The organism is Streptomyces sp. NPDC047043, assembly GCF_040644055.1.
In the GTDB taxonomy this organism is placed as follows: domain Bacteria; phylum Actinomycetota; class Actinomycetes; order Streptomycetales; family Streptomycetaceae; genus Streptomyces.
Genome location: NZ_JBEYVO010000008.1, coordinates 46,945 through 67,723, shown reverse-complemented (window position 1 = coordinate 67,723; position 20,779 = coordinate 46,945). Strand labels below are relative to the sequence as shown.

Annotated in this window: 16 protein-coding genes; 9 read left to right on the top strand and 7 right to left on the bottom strand. The window is 71.4% G+C overall.

From position 1 onward, the window contains the following. The first annotated feature begins 5 nt into the window (after positions 1–5). Positions 6–677 carry a nucleoside/nucleotide kinase family protein gene (locus tag ABZ880_RS14075; protein ID WP_361261187.1) on the top strand — a complete coding sequence of 224 codons (672 nt, stop codon included), beginning with the start codon at positions 6–8 and terminating at the stop codon, positions 675–677. Here ABZ880_RS14075 and ABZ880_RS14070 read toward each other — a convergent pair. The 6 genes from ABZ880_RS14070 to ABZ880_RS14045 form a co-directional block, all read right to left on the bottom strand. Continuing rightward, positions 667–2,499: a hypothetical protein gene (locus ABZ880_RS14070; RefSeq protein ID WP_361261185.1), complete on the bottom strand. Its 1,833-nt coding sequence runs from the start codon at positions 2,497–2,499 to the stop codon at positions 667–669. The two genes, ABZ880_RS14075 and ABZ880_RS14070, sit on opposite strands and share 11 nt — an antisense overlap. A 51-nt stretch (positions 2,500–2,550) precedes the next feature. After that, positions 2,551–4,269: a hypothetical protein gene (locus ABZ880_RS14065; protein WP_361261184.1), complete on the bottom strand. Its 1,719-nt coding sequence runs from the start codon at positions 4,267–4,269 to the stop codon at positions 2,551–2,553. A gap of 2 nt (positions 4,270–4,271) precedes the next feature. Then, entirely contained in the window at positions 4,272–5,174 is a 903-nt protein-coding gene (locus ABZ880_RS14060) for a carbohydrate ABC transporter permease (RefSeq protein ID WP_361261182.1), read from the bottom strand. Next, positions 5,171–6,082, bottom strand: coding sequence for a sugar ABC transporter permease (locus tag ABZ880_RS14055; protein WP_361261180.1), 912 nt, complete (start codon positions 6,080–6,082; stop codon positions 5,171–5,173). Before ABZ880_RS14055 ends, ABZ880_RS14060 begins: the two co-directional genes overlap by 4 nt. A 116-nt stretch (positions 6,083–6,198) precedes the next feature. Next, positions 6,199–7,530 (bottom strand): extracellular solute-binding protein, encoded by a 1,332-nt coding sequence (locus ABZ880_RS14050; RefSeq protein WP_361261178.1) that lies wholly within the window; start codon positions 7,528–7,530, stop codon positions 6,199–6,201. 274 nt (positions 7,531–7,804) lie between these two features. Next, positions 7,805–8,938: an ROK family transcriptional regulator gene (locus ABZ880_RS14045; protein WP_361261176.1), complete on the bottom strand. Its 1,134-nt coding sequence runs from the start codon at positions 8,936–8,938 to the stop codon at positions 7,805–7,807. A 229-nt stretch (positions 8,939–9,167) separates the two neighbouring features. Between ABZ880_RS14045 and ABZ880_RS14040 the strand changes: the two genes are divergently transcribed. From ABZ880_RS14040 to ABZ880_RS14010, 7 genes are all read left to right on the top strand, one after another. Then, a complete protein-coding gene (locus ABZ880_RS14040) occupies positions 9,168–10,067 on the top strand; it encodes a BadF/BadG/BcrA/BcrD ATPase family protein (RefSeq protein ID WP_361261174.1) in 900 nt (299 codons plus the stop codon). A 200-nt stretch (positions 10,068–10,267) separates the two neighbouring features. Then, the gene (locus tag ABZ880_RS14035) at positions 10,268–12,202 is read left to right on the top strand and encodes a phosphatase PAP2 family protein (RefSeq protein WP_361261172.1); all 1,935 of its coding nucleotides are present in this window, start codon (positions 10,268–10,270) and stop codon (positions 12,200–12,202) included. 37 nt (positions 12,203–12,239) lie between these two features. After that, positions 12,240–13,991 carry a phospholipid carrier-dependent glycosyltransferase gene (locus ABZ880_RS14030; RefSeq protein ID WP_361261170.1) on the top strand — a complete coding sequence of 584 codons (1,752 nt, stop codon included), beginning with the start codon at positions 12,240–12,242 and terminating at the stop codon, positions 13,989–13,991. Between the two features lie 124 nt (positions 13,992–14,115). Then, complete coding sequence (locus ABZ880_RS14025) at positions 14,116–15,039, top strand: MurR/RpiR family transcriptional regulator (protein WP_361261168.1); 924 nt, start codon at positions 14,116–14,118, stop codon at positions 15,037–15,039. A 284-nt stretch (positions 15,040–15,323) separates the two neighbouring features. After that, a complete protein-coding gene (locus ABZ880_RS14020) occupies positions 15,324–15,695 on the top strand; it encodes a hypothetical protein (RefSeq protein WP_361261816.1) in 372 nt (123 codons plus the stop codon). A 60-nt stretch (positions 15,696–15,755) separates the two neighbouring features. Beyond that, positions 15,756–16,322, top strand: coding sequence for an antibiotic biosynthesis monooxygenase (locus ABZ880_RS14015; protein ID WP_361261166.1), 567 nt, complete (start codon positions 15,756–15,758; stop codon positions 16,320–16,322). A gap of 204 nt (positions 16,323–16,526) precedes the next feature. Beyond that, complete coding sequence (locus tag ABZ880_RS14010) at positions 16,527–18,818, top strand: SpoIIE family protein phosphatase (protein ID WP_361261813.1); 2,292 nt, start codon at positions 16,527–16,529, stop codon at positions 18,816–18,818. A gap of 283 nt (positions 18,819–19,101) precedes the next feature. On the opposite strand, the gene ABZ880_RS14005 is transcribed toward ABZ880_RS14010, so the two are convergent. Next, positions 19,102–19,764 carry a peptidoglycan-binding domain-containing protein gene (locus ABZ880_RS14005; protein ID WP_361261164.1) on the bottom strand — a complete coding sequence of 221 codons (663 nt, stop codon included), beginning with the start codon at positions 19,762–19,764 and terminating at the stop codon, positions 19,102–19,104. A 249-nt stretch (positions 19,765–20,013) separates the two neighbouring features. Between ABZ880_RS14005 and ABZ880_RS14000 the strand changes: the two genes are divergently transcribed. After that, positions 20,014–20,682 (top strand): TetR family transcriptional regulator, encoded by a 669-nt coding sequence (locus tag ABZ880_RS14000; protein WP_361261810.1) that lies wholly within the window; start codon positions 20,014–20,016, stop codon positions 20,680–20,682. Positions 20,683–20,779 lie beyond the last annotated feature (97 nt).

The window sequence follows — 20,779 nt, the reverse complement described above, 5'->3', positions numbered from 1 at the left end:
GCTGTGTGCCGCTGACTTTCGACGACCTCCTCACCCGTGCCCGCGCCCTCGTCCGCCCCGGCCGGCGGGCGGTCCTCGGCATCGCCGGCAGCCCCGGTGCCGGCAAGACGACGCTCGCCGAGAACCTCGTACGGGAGCTGAACGGGACCGGCGAGCCATGGGTCGCGCACGTCCCCATGGACGGCTTCCACCTGGCCGACGTGGAACTGGACCGGCTCGGCCGCCGGGACCGCAAGGGAGCGCCGGACACCTTCGACGCGGCAGGCTACGCGGCCCTGCTGGGGCGCCTGCGCGAGGAGGGGGACGGCGAGGTGGTGTACGCGCCCGGGTTCGAACGCGTGCTGGAGCAGCCGATCGCGGGGACCGTGCCCGTGCCGCCCACGGCTCGGCTGGTGGTGACCGAGGGCAACTACCTGCTGCTGGAGAGCGGCGCCTGGCCCCGGGTACGGCGGCAGCTGGACGAGGTGTGGTTCTGCGAACTCGACGAGGAGGAGCGGCTGCGGCGGCTCATCGCCCGGCACGAGGAGTTCGGCAAGGGGCACCAGGAGGCGGTGGCGTGGGTGATGCGCAGCGACCAGCGCAATGCCGAACTGGTCGCTGCCACCCGGGACCGGGCGGACCTGGTGGTGCCGGTGGCCGCACTGGGCCGCCCGTCCCGCACGGGCGTCAACGGCTGACGGCACTCAGAGTCAGCGTCGGCTCCCCCTGCTGGTCCTCCGGCCCGATCACCGCGGTGAAGGCGTCCGTCCGGATGGCCAGTCCCTCCTCGGTCCACCCGGCCGACACGGTGATCGGCTGTTCCGAGCCGTACCGGACCGCGAACACGTGCAGGTCGTCCGGCGTGTCGGGGATCGGGTCCGCCTCCAGCGCAGTCGAGCCGACCAGGTGCTTCCAGCCCTCGTCCGGGTTGCCGTAGCCGCGCGGGTCGGCGGCGAGGGCGAACGCGGCCTGTTCCTGGGTGAGTTCGGCGCGGGCGTCGAAGTGGTCCGCGTCCTGGACCGCCGGGTGGGTCAGTCGCAGCGAACCCGCCGACGACACTGCCCCGGCGGCCGTCCGCCGCACCCGGTCGCCGTCGTCCTCGGCGTACGGCAGCCCGGCCAGCAGGTACGGCGTCCCGTCGAGGCGTTCGACGGCGACCGTGGTCCAGAGGGTCGCGCCGTCGGTGACGTACAGGGACCGCACGTGCCGCAGGGCGTGGTCGCGGCCGACGACCGGTTTCGTGACCAGCTTGGCGGTCAGGCCGTCGGCGCGGACGTCGCGGACGCGGACCTCGCCCATGGGGCGGCAGAACACGAATCCGTCCAGCACCGGCCCGAAGCCGTGCTGACGGTTCACGGCCGCCGGCAGGTAGTACGTCCCGCCCGCCTCGACCACCGCCGGAGTCATACGGCCGTCGAAGGCCACCGAGACGGTGCCCGCCCGGAGTTGGTGGCGCACGGGCTCGGTCGAGGGCGTGCGGTGCCAGCGCGTGGTGTCCTGGATCTGCCAGACCAGCATCCAGGCGAAGTGGCCGTCCACCCCGCCGTCCGGCTTGCACGCGTGCCTGGCCCAGCGGCTGTCGCCGCGGTAGCGACCCAGGTCGGCGCCGATGCGGGCACCGAAGTACCGCAGCCCCAGGACCGATTCGAAGGCGGAGTGCTGCTCGCTGTAGCGTGGACCGCCGTTGTCGAAGCCGCCGTTGGTCAGGCGGGCGTCGATGTAGCGGGCGAGCGCGTCGCCGTCCTCGGCGAAGACCGGCTCCCCGCTGACCCGATGGGCCTGGGCGAGGAAGGACAGGGAGATCGGGCCGTAGTTGTTGTCGTAGGCGCCGCCGTGCTCTGGCGGCAGCAGGGCGCCCCGGTCGGCGACGCGGTGGGCGCGGATCTCGTCGCTGTACAGCTTCAGTGCCCGTGCGCGCACCGACTCGCCCTCGGCGTCCGTCAGATGACGCGCCAGCATCAGACCGCCGACCACGCAACCGATCGCCTGGTTGCCCGCCTCCTGCGGGTTGAAGAAGGTCGCCTCGGTGAGCCGGCGCCAGTAGCCGTGCGCCAACTCCAGCAGTTCCGCCCGCTGTTCGTCAGCCACGAGCCCGTCGGTCAGGTCGAGGATGTTGACGGCCTGGAGCAGCGCCCACGCCGTGCTCGGCCAGTCGCCGATCGGATGCGCGCCCACTTCGAGTACGTAACGGGCGTACGGGAAGCGGGAGTTGCGTTGCTTCAGGTTCGGGTAGCCGGGGTTGTCCTCGACGTAGACCCGCTCACGCAGATGGAACGCGAGGCTGCGGTGCACCGCCTCCGGCAGCCGTGGATCCTTGGTCCGCTGCCAGGCGAGCGCCAGCAGCGAGGTGATCCCGAGGGAGGTGTCGCCGATGTCGTCGGCACAGTCGGGGTGTTCGAGGTTGCCCTCCGGCGTGAGCCGGACCAAGGCCTGCTCGACGACGTCGGCGAGGACGGCGTCGTACGCCTCCGGGGTGTCCGGAAGGTCGTGCAGCGAACCGCGCTGGTGGAGGAGGTGCACGGGTGGATCAGCCCTTCATGCCGGAGGTGGCCGTGGCGTGGGTCGTCGGAGTCACGGGACGGGTGCGGGGCGGCGGGCGCGCAGTGCGACGGTCAGTGTCTGCGGGCCGTGGCCACCGATGTGGACACGGTTCCCGGTCGTCGCATCGGTGCCGCCCACCACGGTGTAGTCCTGCCCCGGGTCGTAGCGCAGTACGTCGCCCCGGTCCGGTCCGGCGAGCGGTTCGCCTGCCTCGACGTCGGCCTCGATCCGGATCTCGTCGTCACCGACCCGGTAGGTCATCGGCCCGGTCGTCAGGCACCAGCGCCCGTCGCCGATCGGTACGGCGCCCTCTGGCACGCCACCCGGCCGGAAGGTCAGTTCAAGGGCCCAGGGCACCCGTGGTCCGCTGATGTCGATCCGCAGGTCGGCACCGTCCTCCCTCAGGTCCACTTCGACGCAGGTCGTGTGGGATACCTCGTCCCGAGGCCGGTCCGGGAAGGCCATCGCGGCCGAGAAGCGTCCCTCGTCCACCAGCCGGTACGCGCCGTCGTCCCGCCTCCGGTCCGCAGGGAGCGGCTGGTAGTAGCCGGCCGTGAGGGTCTCGCTGAGCCGGTAGCGGCCGTCGGCGAGCTGTTGCATGCCGGCGGCGCGGAACGGGCCCAGGTCGAAGAACCCCCGCGAGAGGCGGACCGCGTCGAGGACGGCGGCGCCGGCGAACAGGCGCAGGAAGGTGGGGTTGCAGGCGAGGCCCGAGCGGATGCGCCGGTGCTCGGGCACGTCGGAGCCGCCGTACACGACCGTGTGCGCGGTGGCCGAGGCGCGGGAGGCGAGGCGCGCGGTGGTGATGTACCGGTCGCGCGGAAGTGTCTCCGCGGCCGGGGCCGGGAGGGGGTGGCACAGGTCCGGGGTGAGCAGGGTCTGGGCGAGCAGGTCGGGGTCGTTGATGCCGCCTGCGGCCGCCAGCCGCGCCGCCCGGCTGAAGTCGCCCCGGTCGGTGCGGATCGCGAGCAGCCGGTAGTGCGGCAGGTAGGGCGCCAGCGGGAACGGGCGGTTCTGGTCCTGCCGCCGTGAGTGGACGGTCTCCACCGTGCCGTCCGGCCTGATGAGGTCCAGGGTCGTGGCGAGGTTGCGTTCGACGGCATCGAGCAGGTCGGTGCGGCCGAGGACGTCGGCCAGCAGCAGCAGCGACGGGTTGGACACATGGGCCGCGTAGTTGGCGCTGCGTTCCGAGTACAGGCCCTCCGCATCGATGTCCACGCCCTCGGCGAGCCACTCCTCGACGCGGTCGAGCAGTCGGCCGTCCGGGAACGACCTGTGCAGCCGGGCCAGCGCCGCAGACAGCTCCCAGCGGTGGTTCGGGGTGTGCACCCCACCGGTGAGGAGACTGCCGGAGGCGGCCCCGGCGATCTCGGCGAGCGCGGCCGTGACGTCGTCCAGTTCCGGCCCCGCGCCGACGGCGAGGACGTGCGCGTCGCACACGTCGTTGACGGTGAACGCGGAATCCGGCGGTGACTGCACGTTGTCGCCGCCGGCGAAGAGGCCGGTGGCGGTCTGCACGGCCCGGAGGGCGCGGAGGTGGGTCGTCGCGGCGGCGATGGCCTGGGTGCTGCCGTGCAGTGCCGAGTCCGGGGAACGGTACGCCGCGACCAGGGTCTTCACCCGGCGGGCCAGACCACGGTGCGGCACACCGGCGGGTTCCTCGACGGGGCCTTTCGCCAGCGGGACGGCCAGCCGGTCGGCGGCGCGGGCCACCGACCGGACGAACTCGTGGTCGAGCGGGGTGGGCAAGGTCAGTCCTTCAGTCCGGCATTGATGTCGGCGCCCATGACGTAGCGCTGGAAGACCAGGAAGATCACGATCAGCGGGATCATGGAGATGACCGATGCGCCGAGCAGGACCGACCAGTTGATGTTCTGCGCGCCGACGATGCTCTGGATGCCGATCTGCACGGTGAACTTGTTGGGGTCGTTGAGCATCAGCAGCGGCCAGATGTAGTCGTTCCACCGCCACTGGAAGGACAGGATGGCGAGGGTCAGCATGATCGGCCGGGACAGCGGCACCATGATCCGCAGGAAGATCGACAGTTCGCGCGCGCCGTCGATGCGTGCGGCCTCGACGAGTTCGTCGGGAACCGTCAGGAAGAACTGGCGGAACATGAAGCATCCGGTCGCGGTGAGCACGGCCGGGAGGATGATGCCGCTGAACGAGTTGTAGAGGCCGAGGTTGCGGACCACCAGGAACTCCGGGGCGAGCATGACCTCGGACGGCAGCATCGTGGTGGCCAGGATGCAGACGAAGAAGACCTTGAGCCATTTGTTGTCGTACTTGGCCAGCGCGTACCCGGTGCAGCAGCTGACGCCCACCGTGAGGATCGTCGTGATCACGCACACGATGGTCGTGTTGATGAAGTACTGGGAGAAGTTGGCACTGCGCCACGCCGTCAGATAACCCGACAGGGTGGGGTTGTGCGGAACCAGCGTCAGCGGATACGAGAACAGGTCGCTGGCCGGCTTGAGAGAGCTGAGGATGAACCACAGCACCGGCAGCCCGTAGAGGCACGCGAGGATCCACAGCAGTGTCGTCGCGGACACCGCCTGCCGGAGCCCGCCGCCGGCCGCGCCGCGGGTCCGCTTCCTGGAAACGGCCCGTCCGGGATCGGCGTCGACCTTGCGAGGCATGTCTGTGGTTGTCATCGGTTCTCCACCCGCCGGTTGACGATCAGCTGCACGATCGCGACGGCCATCAGGATGAGCATGAGCACGAATGACGCGGCGCTCGCGTAGCCGATCTGGCCCCGTTTGAAGCCGGTCTCATAGATGTACTGGACAAGGAGGTTGTTCGACGTTCCGGGTCCGCCGTTGTTGAGGGCGACGAACACCGGGTATTCCTTCATCGCGTTGATGGTGTTGAGCAGGATCACGATGAACGAGGTGGGCGCGATGCTCGGCAGCGTGATGCTGAAGAACTGGCGCCAGGGGCCGGCGCCGTCGAGCGAGGCCGCCTCGTAGTACGACACCGGTACGTTCTTGATCGCCGCGATGAACAGCAGCATCGTGAAACCCGTCCAGGCCCACGATGCCGCCATCACCACCACCAGCAGCGACAGGTCCGCGTTCGACTGCCACGGAACGGCACTTCCGCCGAGCTTCTCGATGACGTAGTTGACCAGTCCGAAGTTCTCACCGAACAGCCACCGCCACAGGACACCCACGACGATGGGCGACAGCAGCCACGGGATGAAGAAGATGACGCGGGCGACCGACGCGCCCTTGGCGTGCTTGCTCACCACCAGGTTGGCGGCGAGCAACGAGAGCGCGAAGTTCAGCGGCACGAAGAGCACGGCGTACAGCAGCGTCCGGGTCAGCGCGTCGTAGAAGGTGGAGTCCCCGAACAGGTTGTGGTAGTTGTCCAGTCCGATGAACTGGAACGCCCCCACACCCGTGTAGTTCGTGAAGGAGTAGCCGAGCCCGATCACCGCCGGCCAGACGAAGAACAGAGCGAAGAGCACGACATTCGCCGCGATGAGCACGAGCGGCGCAAGGGTGTACTTACTGCGTCTCCTGGGCGGGCTCGCTGACACGACCGAGGCGCGTTTTGTCATCTTCCTGACTCCGTGCTGGTGGAATGGATTCCTGTGGGCTCACGCCATGAGCCCGGCATCACGAGGGCGCCAAGGTCCGGGCGGCGGTGTCTCGACCCGCCGCCCGGACCTGTGGCCTACGATGCGCCGCCGACCTGCTGGTTGTAGCCGGCCACGATGTTCTCCAGGGCCTTGTCGGACGACTGCTGGCCGTTGATCGCCTTGCCGAGTTCCGTCTTGGTCGGGTCCTCGGTGAGGCTCTTGCCCTTCAGCACCCAGTTCGTCTGCGCGCCGTTGAAGTAGCCGGAGATCGGGGCGTAGAGCGGGATCTCCTCGTTGTAGAGCTTGAACGCCGCCTGCGCCGCGTCGGACTTGAAGGGGTACTTCGGGGTCAGACCGCTCTCGACGGGCAGGAACCCGGACGCCGCACACAGCTCGGTGTAGTGGGACGGCTCGTACAGCCAGGACATGAACTTCTTCGCGGCGGTGGCCGCGTCGCCGTTGTTGTTGAACCCGACCATCATGCCGCCGCTGTTGACGTCACTGGCCTGCACCGGCTCCGCGGGGGTCGGGACGCTCGCCCAGTCGAACTTCTTGATGCTCTCCGAGAAGGCGGCGACCTGCCACACGCCGGACCAGTAGGCGACCACGTCACCGCTCTGGAACATGGCCGACGGGTCGGCGCCGCTGGTCCACACCGACTTCGGCATGGTCTTGTCGTCGTTCCATCCGACGAAGGTCTTCACGGCCTTCTTGGTCGCCGCGTCCACCGAGAACTTGCCGGAGGAGTCCGCGTGGACGTACTTCCCGCCGAGCTCGTACACCATGGCGCGCAGCCGGGACGGCGACTGGTCGAACGTCAGGGAGTACTTGGCGCCGGTCTTCTCGCGGACCTTGTTCGCCGCCTTGATGAAGTCGGTCCAGGTCCAGGTCTTGTCGGGCGAGGTCGGGAAGGAGACGCCGGCCTTCTTGAACAGGGACTTGTTGATGAAGAGGCCGGACGCGGTGACGTCCGAGGGGATGGACAGCACCTTCCCGGACGAGTCCTTGGCGAGGAAGTTGGCGTTGATGTTGTTGCTCTTGTTGTTGGCGATGGAGGTGAGGTCGATCAGCTTGTTCGACCAGATCGGGTCCAGCGCCGGCACGGCCGCCACATCGGGCAGGGAGTTCGCCTGCGCGGCGTTGTGCAGCTTCGTCGTGTAGCCGTCGTAGGGGATGTTGACGAGCTTGACCTTGACGCCGGCTTCCTTCTTGTACTGGGCCACCAGCTTCTTCCAGCCCGCGTCCTGTCCCGGGACCGTGGAGATCCAGAACGTCAGCGACTTCGAGGTGCCGCCCGAGCTCGACCCCGACCCGCCGCAGGCGGAGAGCAGAAGGGCACCTGCCGTTGCCACGGCAGCGAGGGGAACTACGCGGCGTATACCGCCGCGGCCGAGTCGGCGGGAGCGCCGCACACCCACACTGGTCATTTTCGATCCCTTTTCGTCGTACTGGACGGAGCACGGCGCCAGCCGAGGCGGCACGGGTGCATTTTGCAGGAAATTTCGCTTTCCGGGGGCACGGCCTCGCCCGGCCGCGTCGCCTTGACAGGTGGGGTCCCCGGCCATGAGGGCCGTCGTCGCACAAGCACGCCCTCGTGCGGCTGCCGTACTTCGAGTACGGGCGGGAGGCTCACCCGGAGTCGGCGTCCCGGCCGACTTAGAAAGCGCTTGTCCGGACATTGGCAGATCGAGTCGGAGGCCGTCAATCCTTCGCCCCCGCGGCCTCGGTCACGGTTTGGACTCCTCGGGAGACCGCGAGCCGGGCGGCGCCCACGACGGTGCCGAGATCGCCGACCGTGCTGCTGACCACTTCGGTGGGCCAGCTCAGCCGGGCCAGCTCGGCCCGCACACCGGGCAGGATCTGCGGGTCCGCGCCGGTGCTGCCACCCAGGACGATCAGTCCCGGGTCCAGTACGGCGGTCACGGCGGCAGCGAGACGGCCGACGTCGGCGGCATGACGGGCGAGCACGGCACGGGCCGCCGGCCGGCCCTCCCCGGCCAGGGCGAAGAGCTGCTCGGCGGTGCGCGGGCACGGCCCGTCCTCGTCCGGCCAGGCCTCGGCCGCCCGCCGAAGCAGCGAGCGGGCGCCGATGTACTCCTCCAGGGCCTCATGGCGCGGCTCACGGCCGTCGTCCCAGGGGTAGGGCAGCCGGGCCAGCTCACCGGCGGCGCCGTTGGCTCCGCGCAGCACCTGCCCGCCGACCACGATGCCGAGGCCGATACCGACGCCGATCCGCAGGTAGCCGAAGGTGCGCCGGCCGCACGCGGCGCCCTCGTGCAGTTCGGCGAGCGCGGCGCAGTTGACGTTGTTCTCGAGGTGGACGGGAACGCCCGGCGGCAGGGCTACGGCCATGGCGTCGAAGACGGGGCCGGCCTTGGCCGTGGCGGGGCGCATGCGGGCGCCCTCCTTCTCGCGTGCGGTGACGTCGCCGACGGCGACGACGACGGTGCGCAGCGGGGCGCCCGCGGGCAGCGCGACGAGTGCCTCGCGCACCACGTCGGGGGCCTGGTCCCGGGTCCCGGTGGCCTGGGCGAGCAGGGTGCCGTCCAGGGCGCAGCCACGCACCCGGGTGAGGGCGGGACCGAGGTCCACGGCGAGCACCACCCCGGCGGCGGGCCCGAGACCGTAGACGGCGGCGGAACGGCCCGTACCGCCGGAGGCGGTGCCGGAGTGGGCGGCGAGCCGGGCACTCTCCAGCTCCGCGACGGCGGAGGACACGGTGGGCTTGGACAGGCCCGCAAGGCTTGCGAGCTGCGGCCGGGTCGCGCTGCCCGCCTCGGCGAGCACGGCGAAGACCGCACTTGCACTCTCGGTCAGACGGGGGGCTTCCGCCACGTCGTGTATCACAGTTCTCCCACGGGTCACGGGCCGCTCAGTGGTCGAGTGCGCGATGCCTCTTGACGCACTGTACTTCGTTAGTTAACTTCCTAACGAACTTCACGGTACTCGCCTGCCGTGTCCGCCAGAAGCCCGTCCCGGGGCTTCCCTAGATCACCAACTCCCCTTCCTACCAGCACGGTTCGCCCACCGTTGCAGTCCAGCGCAACGACGAAAATGAGGTTCCGTGCAGGACTTCACACGCCTCGTGGTCGGTATCGACGTGGGTGGCACCAAGACACATCTGCGTGCCTGCGTCGGCACGGAGCTTGTCGCCGATCATGTGCGGTCGAGCAGCGGCTGGCGGCCGCACGACCCCGTGGCCGCCGCCGGCTGGCTGGCCGCGCTGGCCGCCGACGCGCTGCCGCAGGGCGCACGCCCGGCGACCGTCGCCGTGGGCGGCCACGCCTGTGAGACTCCGCGCCAGTGCGCCCAGATTCGTACCGCTCTCCAACTGCACTTCGACGCGCCCGCGCTGGTCGTGGGCGACGCCGAACTGCTCGCTCCCGCGGCGGGGTTGGACAAGGGGGTCGGCCTGGTGGCCGGCACCGGTTCCGTCGCCGTGGGCCGTCTGGCCGACGGCACGGCCGTCCAGGTCGGCGGCTGGGGTGCGGTACTGGGCGACGAGGGCGGCGCGGCCGGTCTCGTCCGCGAGGCCGCACGGGCCGCATGGGCGGCCCACGACCGCGGCGAGCAGCCCGACGAACTCGCCCTCGGTCTCGTCTCCGCGTTCGGAGTCGCCGAAGTACCCGCGCTCGGGGACGCGTTGGAGAGCGCCCAGGACGTCTCCGCGGAATGGGGCCGGCGCGCGCCGGTCGTGTTCGCGGCCGCCGAGGCCGGCTCCGCGCTCGCCCGCACCGTGATCGCCGAGGCCGGACGGTCGCTGGCCGCACTGGTCGAACGGCTCGCCGCGCGCGGGGTCGCCGTGGACGACGTGGTGGTCGCCGGCGGCACGATCCTCAACCAGCCCGCCCTGTACGACGCGTTCGCGTCCGCGCTCGCCGCAGCCGTGCCCGGGGCACGCCCGCAGCCGCTGCGGGCGCCGCCGGTGGAGGGTGCGGTCGCGCTGGCCCGTTCGATCCTGTGAACCGGTCGGCCCACGTTCACGCACACGACACGTCACGGTCGCCGGGCAATCGCCGACGGGTCAGGACCCGGCCGTAGATCTTCGCTCAAAGCTTCACGGGACACACCGGAATCGCACATCACATGCGTCCCGCGGAACACCTTCCTTCGCACGATCTCCTTCCTGGCCGCAGGGCCGAAGAACTGAAGAGAGGCACACGCATGCCGTCACCTGCCGGGCACCGCTCCTCCTCGTCGGCCGGTCGACTCGCCGTCGGCCGGCGGGGGTTCCTCAAGTCGTCCCTGGGCGCCTCGGCCGGTGTGCTGGCCGCGCCGACCTTCGTGTCGTGGCTGGGCGCCGCGGACGCCAAGGCGGCCACGAGCGCCGCCGCGTTCGTCGACGACTACAAGACGAACGTCCTGGCGAACCTCACGCCCGAGACCAACGCGGTCGTCCGGGTCCTCGGCGGCTTCGCGCAGATATGGAAGACGGGCGGCGCCTGGAACACCGGCGCACCCCTGCTGCCCGAGGTGCTGCGCGCCAACATGAGCTACTGCGCCCGGATCACCGGCGCGCGCACGGACGCGCAGGCCAAGGAGGCGTTCCTCTACGACCGCCAGCACCAGAGCTACGCGATGATCGCGGGCCTGGGTCCGCTGGCCGACCTCTACAAGGCGGGTGCCAAGGCGGTCACGTCGATCACCAGCGCGCCCGACGGCACGCCGGCCACCACCATCAGCGACGCCGTGCCCGCCGGCGCCCCGGCCGGCTCCGCGCTGGGTGCCGGTTCGCACGACTCCGCGCTCGGCAAGGTGGCCGAGCTGGTCGACACGGTGCGCGGCCCGTACGCCTCGGGCAACCCGGCCAAGTACGCCTTCCAGTACCCGCGGCCGTGGCGCATGAACGAGGACAGCGAGGTCGTCGACACCGGCGCGAAGGACGCGCTCGGCTACCCCGTGTACGACTCGAAGGTGGTCGTCGCGCCTCAGCTGCTGCGCCAGCGCAGCACGTCGGCAACGGACGACGGCGGTTTCCCCAGTGGCCACACCAACGCCTTCCACCTGGCGGCGCTGGCGTACGCGTACGCCGTGCCCGAGCGGTTCCAGGAGCTGGTGACGCGGGCCTTCGAGCTCAGCCACACCCGGATCATGGCGGGCATGCACTCCACGGTCGACGTGATCGGCGGCCGCATCATGGCCACCGCCCTCGCCGCCGCCACCCTGGCCGACTCCGCGAACGCCGACCTCAAGGCCGCGGCCCGCGCCCAGGCCCTCGCCTACTTCGAGGCGCAGACCGGCACGACGGCCGACACCCTGTACGCGTACGCGCACTCCGACGCGAGCGACGCCTACGCCGACCGGGACGCCAACGAGCGTGCCGTCGAGCCCCGGCTGACGTACGTGCTGACCCGGCACGGCCGCAGCGAGGACCTGACCGTCCCGAAGGGCGCCGAGGTACTGCTGGAGACGCGGCTGCCGTACCTGGACGCGGCGCAGCGGCGCGAGGTGCTGCACTCGACCGCGCTGCCGTCCGGGTACGTCCTGCTGGACGGCTTCGAGCAGTGGGGACGGATCAACCTGTTCGCCGCTGCCGACGGTTACGGCGCCTTCGACTCCGACGTGACCGTGACACTGGACGCGTCGGCCGGCGGCTTCAATGCGGCCGACAGCTGGCGCAACGACATCGACGGCGACGGCGGCCTGACCAAGAAGGGCACCGGCACGCTGACGCTCACGGGCCACAACAGCTACACGGGCGGCACCGTCCTCAAGGAGGGCGTACTGGCCGCCGCCTCGGCGCATGCCCTGGGGCACGGCGACGTCCGGGTGTCCGGCGGGACGCTGCGGGTGGCGACCAAGTCGTCGGTGCAGATCCACGGCACGTACGCGCAGGAGTCGTCCGTGCTGGAGGCCACCCTGCGTTCGGGACGCGGCCCCGCCCTGGAGGTGACGCGGCGCGCGGTGCTGGGTTCCGGCAGCGTGCTGTCGCTGCGGCTCGACGCCGACAAGCCGCCGGCCGCGGGCAGCACGGTGCGCGTCCTGGCCGCCCAGGGACTGCGCGGCCAGTTCGACCGCGTGGAGCTGAACTCGGACACGCTGCGGGCCGTACCCGTCTACACGACGGAAGGTCTGTCGGTACGACTCCTGAAGCGGTGACGCCCCGGGGGGCGGGAGCTGATGCGAAAGTGGGCGCATGGGGCGCCCCGAGGATCACTCCCGCCACCCCGCGGCCGGTGTCGCCGCGGGGCGGATCATGGCGCACGAACAGCACTCGGTCCTCGATCCCGTCGCCCGCGACGGTGAGGAACACCCCCCGCCGCGGGTGACGGCGCCCCGGCCGCCCGGCCGGCCCGGCCGGCGGTGGCTGCTGCCGCTGCTCGTGTTCGTGCTGCTCGCGCAGATGGCCGCCGCCATGGTCACCACTGCCGTACAGCAGACCCCCACCATCGACGAGCCCGTGTACGTCGGCACGGCCGCCGACTATCTGCACGAGCACCAGCTGCGCCTCAACCCCGAACATCCGCCGCTCGGCAAGCTCGTGATCGCCGCCGGGGTGGCGGTCGCCGACCCGCACGTGGACACGTCGTACACCGGCGACCAGGGCGCCTTCGGACGGCATCTGCTGTACGAGTCCGGGAACGACCCCTGGCGGCTGATGTTCTGGGCCCGGCTGCCGGTGATCGCGCTGACGCTGCTGTCCGGGCTGGTCGTGTTCGCCTTCGCCCGTGAACTCGCGGGCGCCGGGGCCGGGTTGGCGGCGCTGGCACTCTACGCCTTCTCCCCCGACGTCATCGCCCACGGCTCGCTGGCCACCCTCGACGTGCCGGCCGCGGGGTTCGTGCTGACGTCGGCCTGGCTGGCGTGGCGGGCCCGCCTGCGGCCCCGCCTGTACGTGCCGCTGTCCGGACTGGCGCTCGGCGCCGCGCTGGCCACCAAGATGAGCGTGCTCCCGGTCGTCCCGGTACTGCTCGCGCTGGCCGCCTGGTCGGTGTGGCGCGCGGGTGCGCAGGACCGGCGCAGAACCCTGCTGCGCGCGGCCGCCGCGGCTTGCGTCGCCGCTGCGGTCGCCGTGGCCGTCGTATGGGCCGCGTATCTGGTGGTCGATCCGCGGTTGCGCTGGTCGCCCGAGGAGCATGTGCCGTCCGTGCACGGGCTGAAGGGGCTGCTCGTGCAGCTGATGCCGTTCCCCGAGGCGTACCGGGACGGCATGCGGATCCAGTTCGGCTTCGAGAACTACCCGTGGCAGGGCTTCCTGTTCGGGCATCTCTACACCGGGTCCCTCTGGTACTACCTGCCGGCCGCGCTGCTGGTGAAGACGCCGCTCGGCATGCTCGCCCTGTGGGCCGCGGGTGCCGTCGCGATGGTGGCGGTACGGCGGCTGCGGCCGGCGGCGCCGTACGTGCTGGTGCCCGCCGGCGTGCTGCTGGCGGCGGCCATGACCGGGTCACGCGACTTCGGGACGCGGTACGCGCTGTTCGTGCCGATGTTCCTGGCGGTGGCCGCGGGCTGTGCACCCGCGGTGCGGTGGCGGTGGGCGCCGCTGGTGACCGGGGTGCTGGTGCTGTTCGTCGCGGTGAGCTCGCTGCGGACGTTTCCCTACTATCTGCCGTACTCCAACGAGGCGTTCGGCGGTCCGGCCAAGACGCATCTGCGGCTGCACGACTCCAACGTGGACTGGGGCCAGGACCTGGGCCGGCTCGCGGACCGGCTGCGCGAGCGGTACCGGGGCGAGCGTATCTGGCTGGTGTACAAGGGCAGCGGCGTGCCCTCGTACTACGGCATCCACGCGTCCGACCCGCGCAAGGTGCCCGCCTCTGACGTGCACGGGCTGCTGGTCGTGTCGGACTCGTCGGTGGCCAAGGCGCAGGGACGGCTCGCCGAACTGATCGCAGGCAGCCGTCCGGTCGACGAGGTCGGGCATTCGATCACGATCTACCGCCGGTGACGCAAGTGCTGGGCGAGCAACCTGAGGATCCGTCCGCCGAGGGCCGGATGCCCTCGTACAAGCCCTGGTCAAAACGGTGTGTGAGCTATGTTGAAGCACTGTGGGAGACAAAGGAGGCGCACCGGTGCCATCGCCGCAGCAGGCACGCGCCCAGGCATCCGCGATCACCTCGGGCAAGACCGCTCCGGAGGCCGAGGCCGCCCCGGCCTCCCAGCTGCGAACACTCTTCGACCGGCCCCGGCTCTCCCCGGGCCAGCGGCGCATCGCCCAGTACCTGATCGAGCACATCACCGAGGCGGCGTTCCTCTCGATCACCGACCTCGCCGAGCGCGTCGGCGTGAGCCAGCCGTCCGTGACGCGTTTCGCCGCGGCGGTCGGCTTCAGCGGCTACCCGGCGCTGCGCGAGAAGCTCCAGTCGATCGCCCTCGGCACCCTGGCCGGCGGGCCCGCCGCGACCGAGGAGAACGGCAGCAACGAACTGCAGGCGGCGGTCGACGCCGAGATCGAGAACCTGGAGAACCTGCGGCGCGACTTCGCCGACCCCGACCAGCTCATCGACGTCGGCCGCAAGCTGTCGGCGTCCACTCCCCTGACCGTGCTCGGGCTGCGCATCTCGGTCTCGCTGGCCGAGTACTTCGCCTACGCCGCGCGCCGTATCCACCCGGACGTGCGGCTGGTGACGCGGGGTGGCAGTGTCGCCTACGACGCGCTGTTGCAGTCGCGTGAGGCGGGGGGCACGTGGGTGCTGGCGTTCTCGATGCCCCGGCATGCCCAGGAGACCCTCACGGCGGTGCGGGTCGCGCGCAGCGCCGGGCTGCGGATCGCCCTGGTCACCGACCTGGCGCTGGGGCCGGTGGCCGACGAGTCGGACGTGGTCTTCGCCACCGGCACCGGCTCCCGCCTGGTCTTCGACTCCTACGCGGCGCCGGGCGTCGTCGCCGCCGCGCTGCTGCAGGCCATGACGGACGCCGATCCCGAGCGCACCCAGGCCCGGCTCGAGGAGTACGAGCAGATCTCCGACCAGCACCAGTTCTTCCTCCGGGACTGAGTCCCGCACCCCACTCCTGCCATACGGCATTACAAAGGGACCTTTCACAACATATCGCGCATGAATGTTTTCATACGTCTTGCAAAGCGGACGGCATATATAAATACTGCTCACGCGTCACCCGGACACCCGAAGCCGCCGTCTCCTACCCGCGTCGGCGCCCGGGGTGTCCGGCCGGGCCTCGCCTGCGCGAGCGCCCGTGGCGGCCCCGGTCATCCCCTAGACCGGGGCCGCCCGCCCTCGTCGGACCACCCTCACGACGCCGCACACCGGAAGCGATGACCATGACACTGACGACGACCACGCGCATCACCTCGGACTGGCCGTGCCAGGTCAAGGCACCCGGCTCCTACGACTGGGAGCGTTCGGCGGCGAAGTGGCTGCGCGAACTGGTGCCGGCGCGCTACGCCAGCTACCCGGCCCTGATCCGCCACCCGGTGCTGCTCGCTCGTCATGCTCAGATCCAGGTCCAGCACGAGATCCGGGTGGCGCGGACCGCGCTGCAGACCGCGCGCGCCGATCTGCCCGCGCTCGGCATGCCGGAGTCGGTCATCGAGCACACGATCAAGCTGTACGCGGCGGAGGTGCTGCAGCTGCAGCACATCGCGCGCAGCGTCCGGGCGGTCACCCAGGCACTGATCGACTCCGGGCGCTGACCCCGCAGAGTCCGGTTGCGCGGGGCATGATTCGTGCCACGCGTGGCACACGTGGTGAGCATGAGCACCACCCAGTTGCGCAGGCGCGATCCGGTCACCACCGTGCTGACCTGGCAGGTGCGTCCCGGCCGGGAAGCGGAGTTCGAGGAGTGGACCCGCGGGATCACCCGCTGCGCCAGACGGTTCCCCGGCAACGAGGGCGTCTCCTGGCTGCGCCCCGAGGACGGCCACCGCTACCACGCGGTGCTGCGCTGGTCCGATCCGGAGCGGCTGACGGCCTGGCTGGAGTCCGCCGAGCGGGCCGAGTGGCACGCCCGGATCCAGGGGATCGCCACCGAGGCCGACGACGAGCGGCAGTCGACGACCGGCATGGAGACCTGGTTCAGTCTGCCCGGCACCACCGCGCAGTCCCCGCCCCGCTGGAAGATGGTGCTGACCACCTTCCTCGGCGCCTATCCGTGCACCCTGCTCATCCAGTGGCTGGTGACGCCCCGCACCACGGCCTGGCCGCTGCCGCTGCGCGCGGCCGTGTTCCCGATCGTGCTTCTGCCCGTACTGACCTACCTGGTCATGCCGCTGCTGAGCCGGTTGTTCCGGCTGTGGCTGTACCCGCCGCCCGACGGTTGACCGCGGCGGGCACGCCCCGGCGTCCACCGCGACGGTCCGGGGCTTCTTCTTTCGAGTGAAGCCCGAGGGGACAAGCCCCCGGTCAGACGCCCCTACTTGTGCAATGCTCGACGCGTGACGAGCGAACCAGCCACGCCGGCGGAGTCCCGGACCGCTCCCGACACCGCCTCGCTGGCCAAGGTCGTCGCAAGGCAGCGCGCCGAGATGGACCGGCTGCGGCACCTGGCGGCGATGTCGGCCGTCCTGGAGCAGGCCAAGGGTGTGCTCATGGCGCTGACCGGCTGCTCCCCCGGTGCCGCCGAGGAGCTGCTGCAGCAGCGCGCCGAGGCCGGCGCCCGCTCGGTGCTGGAGGAGTGCTGGATCACCCTCGGCAGCCTGCCGCCGCCGGGCGGTGAGGCCCCCGAGACACAGCCCGCCGCCTCCCTCGAGTCGGCCGTGCCGCCCGCGCGGGACGAGGCCGCCGTCGAGGGTTCCGCGGTCCTCGGCGCCCTCGCCAGGGAACTCGTCCACGTCGCCACACCGCAGGATCTCGCCCACTGTCTGCTGGAGCATCTCGCGCCCGAGGTCGGCGTCGACGCGATCATGATCTATGCGCGGCTGCCCGCCGGAGGACTCGAACTGGTCGGCCACGTCGGCATCGACGACACGCTCGCCGCCCAGTGGCGCCAGGTCCCGCCGCTCAGCGGGATCGCCGCCCTCGCCGCACTGCGGGCGGGCGAGCCGCGCTGGCTGGAGGACGTGGCGGCGGACCGGAAGCGGTATCTGCTGATCGGTGATCCGCCCGACCGCTGGTCGTCGCGCGCCTGGCTGCCCGTGCCGGCCGGCGCCTCGCCGAACGTGTGCATCGGCGTCCTGCGCACCCGTCAGGGGCGGTTCACCGCGAGCGAGCGGGCCCATCTGCAGGCGGCCGCCCGGCTGTGCGGCGGCCGTCTGCACGCGTTCGACACCGGTCCGCAGGCCGCCGCCGACGCCGCCGCCGACGCGGTGCAGACCGTCTTCGACGCACTGTCCGGCGCCGCCATGCTGCTCACGCCGCTGCCGGCCGCCTCCGGAGGGATCGAGGACTACCGCATCGACGCCGCCAGCGCGCAGGCCGACGACGTGGTCGGCCGCGCCGGGCGCGAGCTGGTCGGCCGGCGGTTCCAGGAGGCCTGCCCGGCGCTGGCGGGCGAGCCGCTGTGGCAGGGCCTGCGCAGCGCGCTCGCCACCGGGGAGCCGTACGAGAGCGAGCCGTTCGCGCATCACGAGGTCGTGGACGGTGTCGCGGAGCTGTCCACGTACACGGTGCGCGCGGCACGGCTGGGCGACGGACTGGTGGTGACCTGGGTGCGGCACGGCTCCTCGGACCGCCAGGAGCAGCGCCTTGCGGACGTGCAGCGGCTGGGCAGCCTCGGCTGGGCGAGCTGGAACCTGGTCACGCACGAGGTCACCTGGTCGTCGCACGTCTTCTCGCTCCTGGGCCGCGACCCCGCCGAAGGCCCGGTCGGCCTCACCGACCTCCCGGACCTCGCCCTGCCCGAGGACGTGCCCGCGCTGGCCCATGCCATCGGCGAACTCCTGGGCGGGCGCGGGCCGTTCGACGTCCCCTTCCGGATCAGGACGGCCGGCGGGCTACGGCATCTGAGAGCCGTGGCCGAGGCCGTACCCGACGTGCACGGAACGCCCGTCGAGGTGCACGGCGTCGTACAGGACCTCACCGCGCAGCGCAGCGCGGAGCTCGCCCTCGTCGAGAGCGAGCGGGCCATGCTCACCCAGCACGACGTGCTGCGCGCCGAGCGGACGCTGGCCGGCCGGCTGCAGCACGCCCTGCTTCCTCTGCCCACCAGGCCCGTGCGGCTGACCGGGCTGTACGTCGAAGTCGTCTATCTGCCCGCCCAGTCGGGCATCCACGTCGGCGGCGACTGGTTCAGCGCCATCGAACTGCCCGACGGCAAGGCCCTGTTCGTGGTCGGTGACGTCGCCGGGCACGGCATCGACGCGGTCGCCACGATGGCCCAGCTCCGCTTCACCGCCAAGGGCATGGTCATCACCGGGTCCTCGCTGACCGGCGCCCTCGCCCGGCTCAACACGCTGCTGCTGCACTCCCGTGACACCCATGGCACCGCGACCATGGTCCTCGCCCGGTACGACCCCACGGAGCGCCGTCTGGTCTGGGCGCAGGCCGGTCATCCACCACCGCTGCTGCTGCGCGACGGCCAGGCGCGCTATCTCGACCGTCCGGGCGGCATGCTGCTCGGGGCGAGTGCCACGCCGTCCTTCCAGGAGGCGGAGTGCCTTCTGCGGCCGGGCGACCGCGTCATCCTCTACACCGACGGACTGGTCGAGCGGCCGGGGGAGGGACTCGACCGGGGGCTGAAGCGGCTCGCCGAGGCCGTCACGACCCACCACACCGACGAGCCCGGCTCCCTGCGGCCGCTGCTCGCCGCGTTGCTGGAGGGCGAGCGGCGCGACGACGTCTGCGTGCTCGACATCAGGGTTCCGCGGGACGAGGAGTAGCCGGCGGCACCGACCCGGCCGGGGGATCTGTCAGTCGTCGCCGCGATGCCGCCAGTACCAGAACACGCCCACGACAAGAGCCAGTAGGAACACGGCGGGCAGCACCAGGCCCGGGATGCGGGAGCCGGTCATCGGTCATGGCTTTCGGGTCGGGACGGGCGGGACGCCACGTACGCCGGCCCTGTGCCCATATGGTGACGCGTGACAGTCCCTTGTCCAGGCCCTCCACCAGGTCTTTCCCCACCCGTTGCACGGTGTTCGAGCCTGCGTGCAGGCCACCGCGTCAGCCGGTGCCGGAACCCGTCCGGGACTCCAGCGATTGCCGGGTGTCGTTGCCGTAGACGCCGGTCTCGTCGCCCCTGATGCCGTACCAGAGCTGGAAGCGGGCCACCGCTGCCTTGAGGGTGGCGTCGTAGGTGCCGCTGGTGGAGCCGTTGGCGTAGACGTCCGGGATGCGCAGCAGCCGTTCTTGCAGGTCGGTCACCGCGGGGCCGCTGTCGCCCTCGCGCAGGGTGCCTTCGCCGTCGGGGTCCGAGGCGCCGGTGGCGGTGGCGGTCGGGGTCGGCTCGGCGGACGCCGTCGGGTGGGGCGGCTGCGCGGCTGCGTCGTCGTTCCTGGCGACCAGCAGGAGGGCGGAGCCGAAGCCGATGACGGCGGCCGCGGCGACGCCGATCGTGATGGCGGCGCGGCGCAGCCCCGGCCCGAAGCCGAACCGGCCTTCGGGGGGTGCCGAGTTGCGGCCGTCCACGCGCACGGGCGGCAGTTCCTGCGTCTCGCCCTCGTCCCAGGACCGCGAGTCCGGTACGGCGACGGACTCGAGGTCGCCGGTGCCCTGCTCCATCTCCTTGAACAGCTCCGCCAGGGCGTCGGTGCGGCGCGGGCGCAGGACGACGATGGGCTCCAGCGGCGGACGGTCGTGCGACCCGGATGCGGACGGTGTGGGCACTGTGCTCTCCTTCCGTCCCGTGATCACGGGACTCTCCGCCTTCCCCGAGGAGTGATACGCGGCCGCCGCCCCGGGAGTTCAGCGATCCGGTGCGGATGCGCACGGGATCACCGGCCGGCTGGGGTGAGCGCTCTTCAGCCCCGAGGGGAGCACTGAGTTCCCTGTCAGGTGTGCACTGAGTGCCATCAGTACGTTTGGGGTGCTACGTTCCCGTCCATGAAGACGGAGCCGGCGGCCGGGAAGCCACCGATGCGGGACGCGCTGGTGGCGGCGGCCTTCCAGCTGTTCCTGGAGCGGGGCTACGAGCAGACGACCGTTGACGACATCGTGGCGCTGGCCGGCGTGGGACGGCGGTCGTTCTTCCGCTACTTCCCCTCCAAGGAGGACGTGGTCTTCCCCGACCACGAGCGCTGCCTGGCCGACATGACGGCGTTCCTCGCCGACGGCGCGGACGAGGACGAGCCCGTGCAGCGGGTCTGCGACGCGGCCCGGCTGGTGCTGCGGATGTACGCCGAGAACCCGACCTTCTCCGTGCAGCGCTACCGGCTGACCAAGAAGGTGCCGGGGCTGCGGGCGTACGAGCTGTCGGTGGTGTGGCGCTACGAGCGCGCCCTGGCCGAGTATCTGCGCGCCCGCTTCGCCGCCCGGCGCGGCGGCACGCTGCAGGCCGACGTGATCGCGGCCGCGGTGGTGGCGGCGCACAACAACGCGTTGCGGTCCTGGCTGCGTTCGGACGGCGAGGGCGACTCCGAGGCCGCGGTCGACCACGCCCTGGGCTACGTCCAGTCCGCCTTCGGCGAGCCGCCCGCGCACCGCGGCGGCGCGGAGCCCGAGGACGTGGTGGTCGTCGTCTCCCGGCGCGACGCACCCCTGTGGCGGGTCGTCCAGGAAATCGAGTCCGCTCTTGGTCGGAATTGAGGGTACGCAGTGCCTTTACCTGTGGCACTGAGTGCCATACATTGAGGTCGTGCACGGTGGCACGGTGAACCGCGCACGTGCGTGCACGGGCACCCGC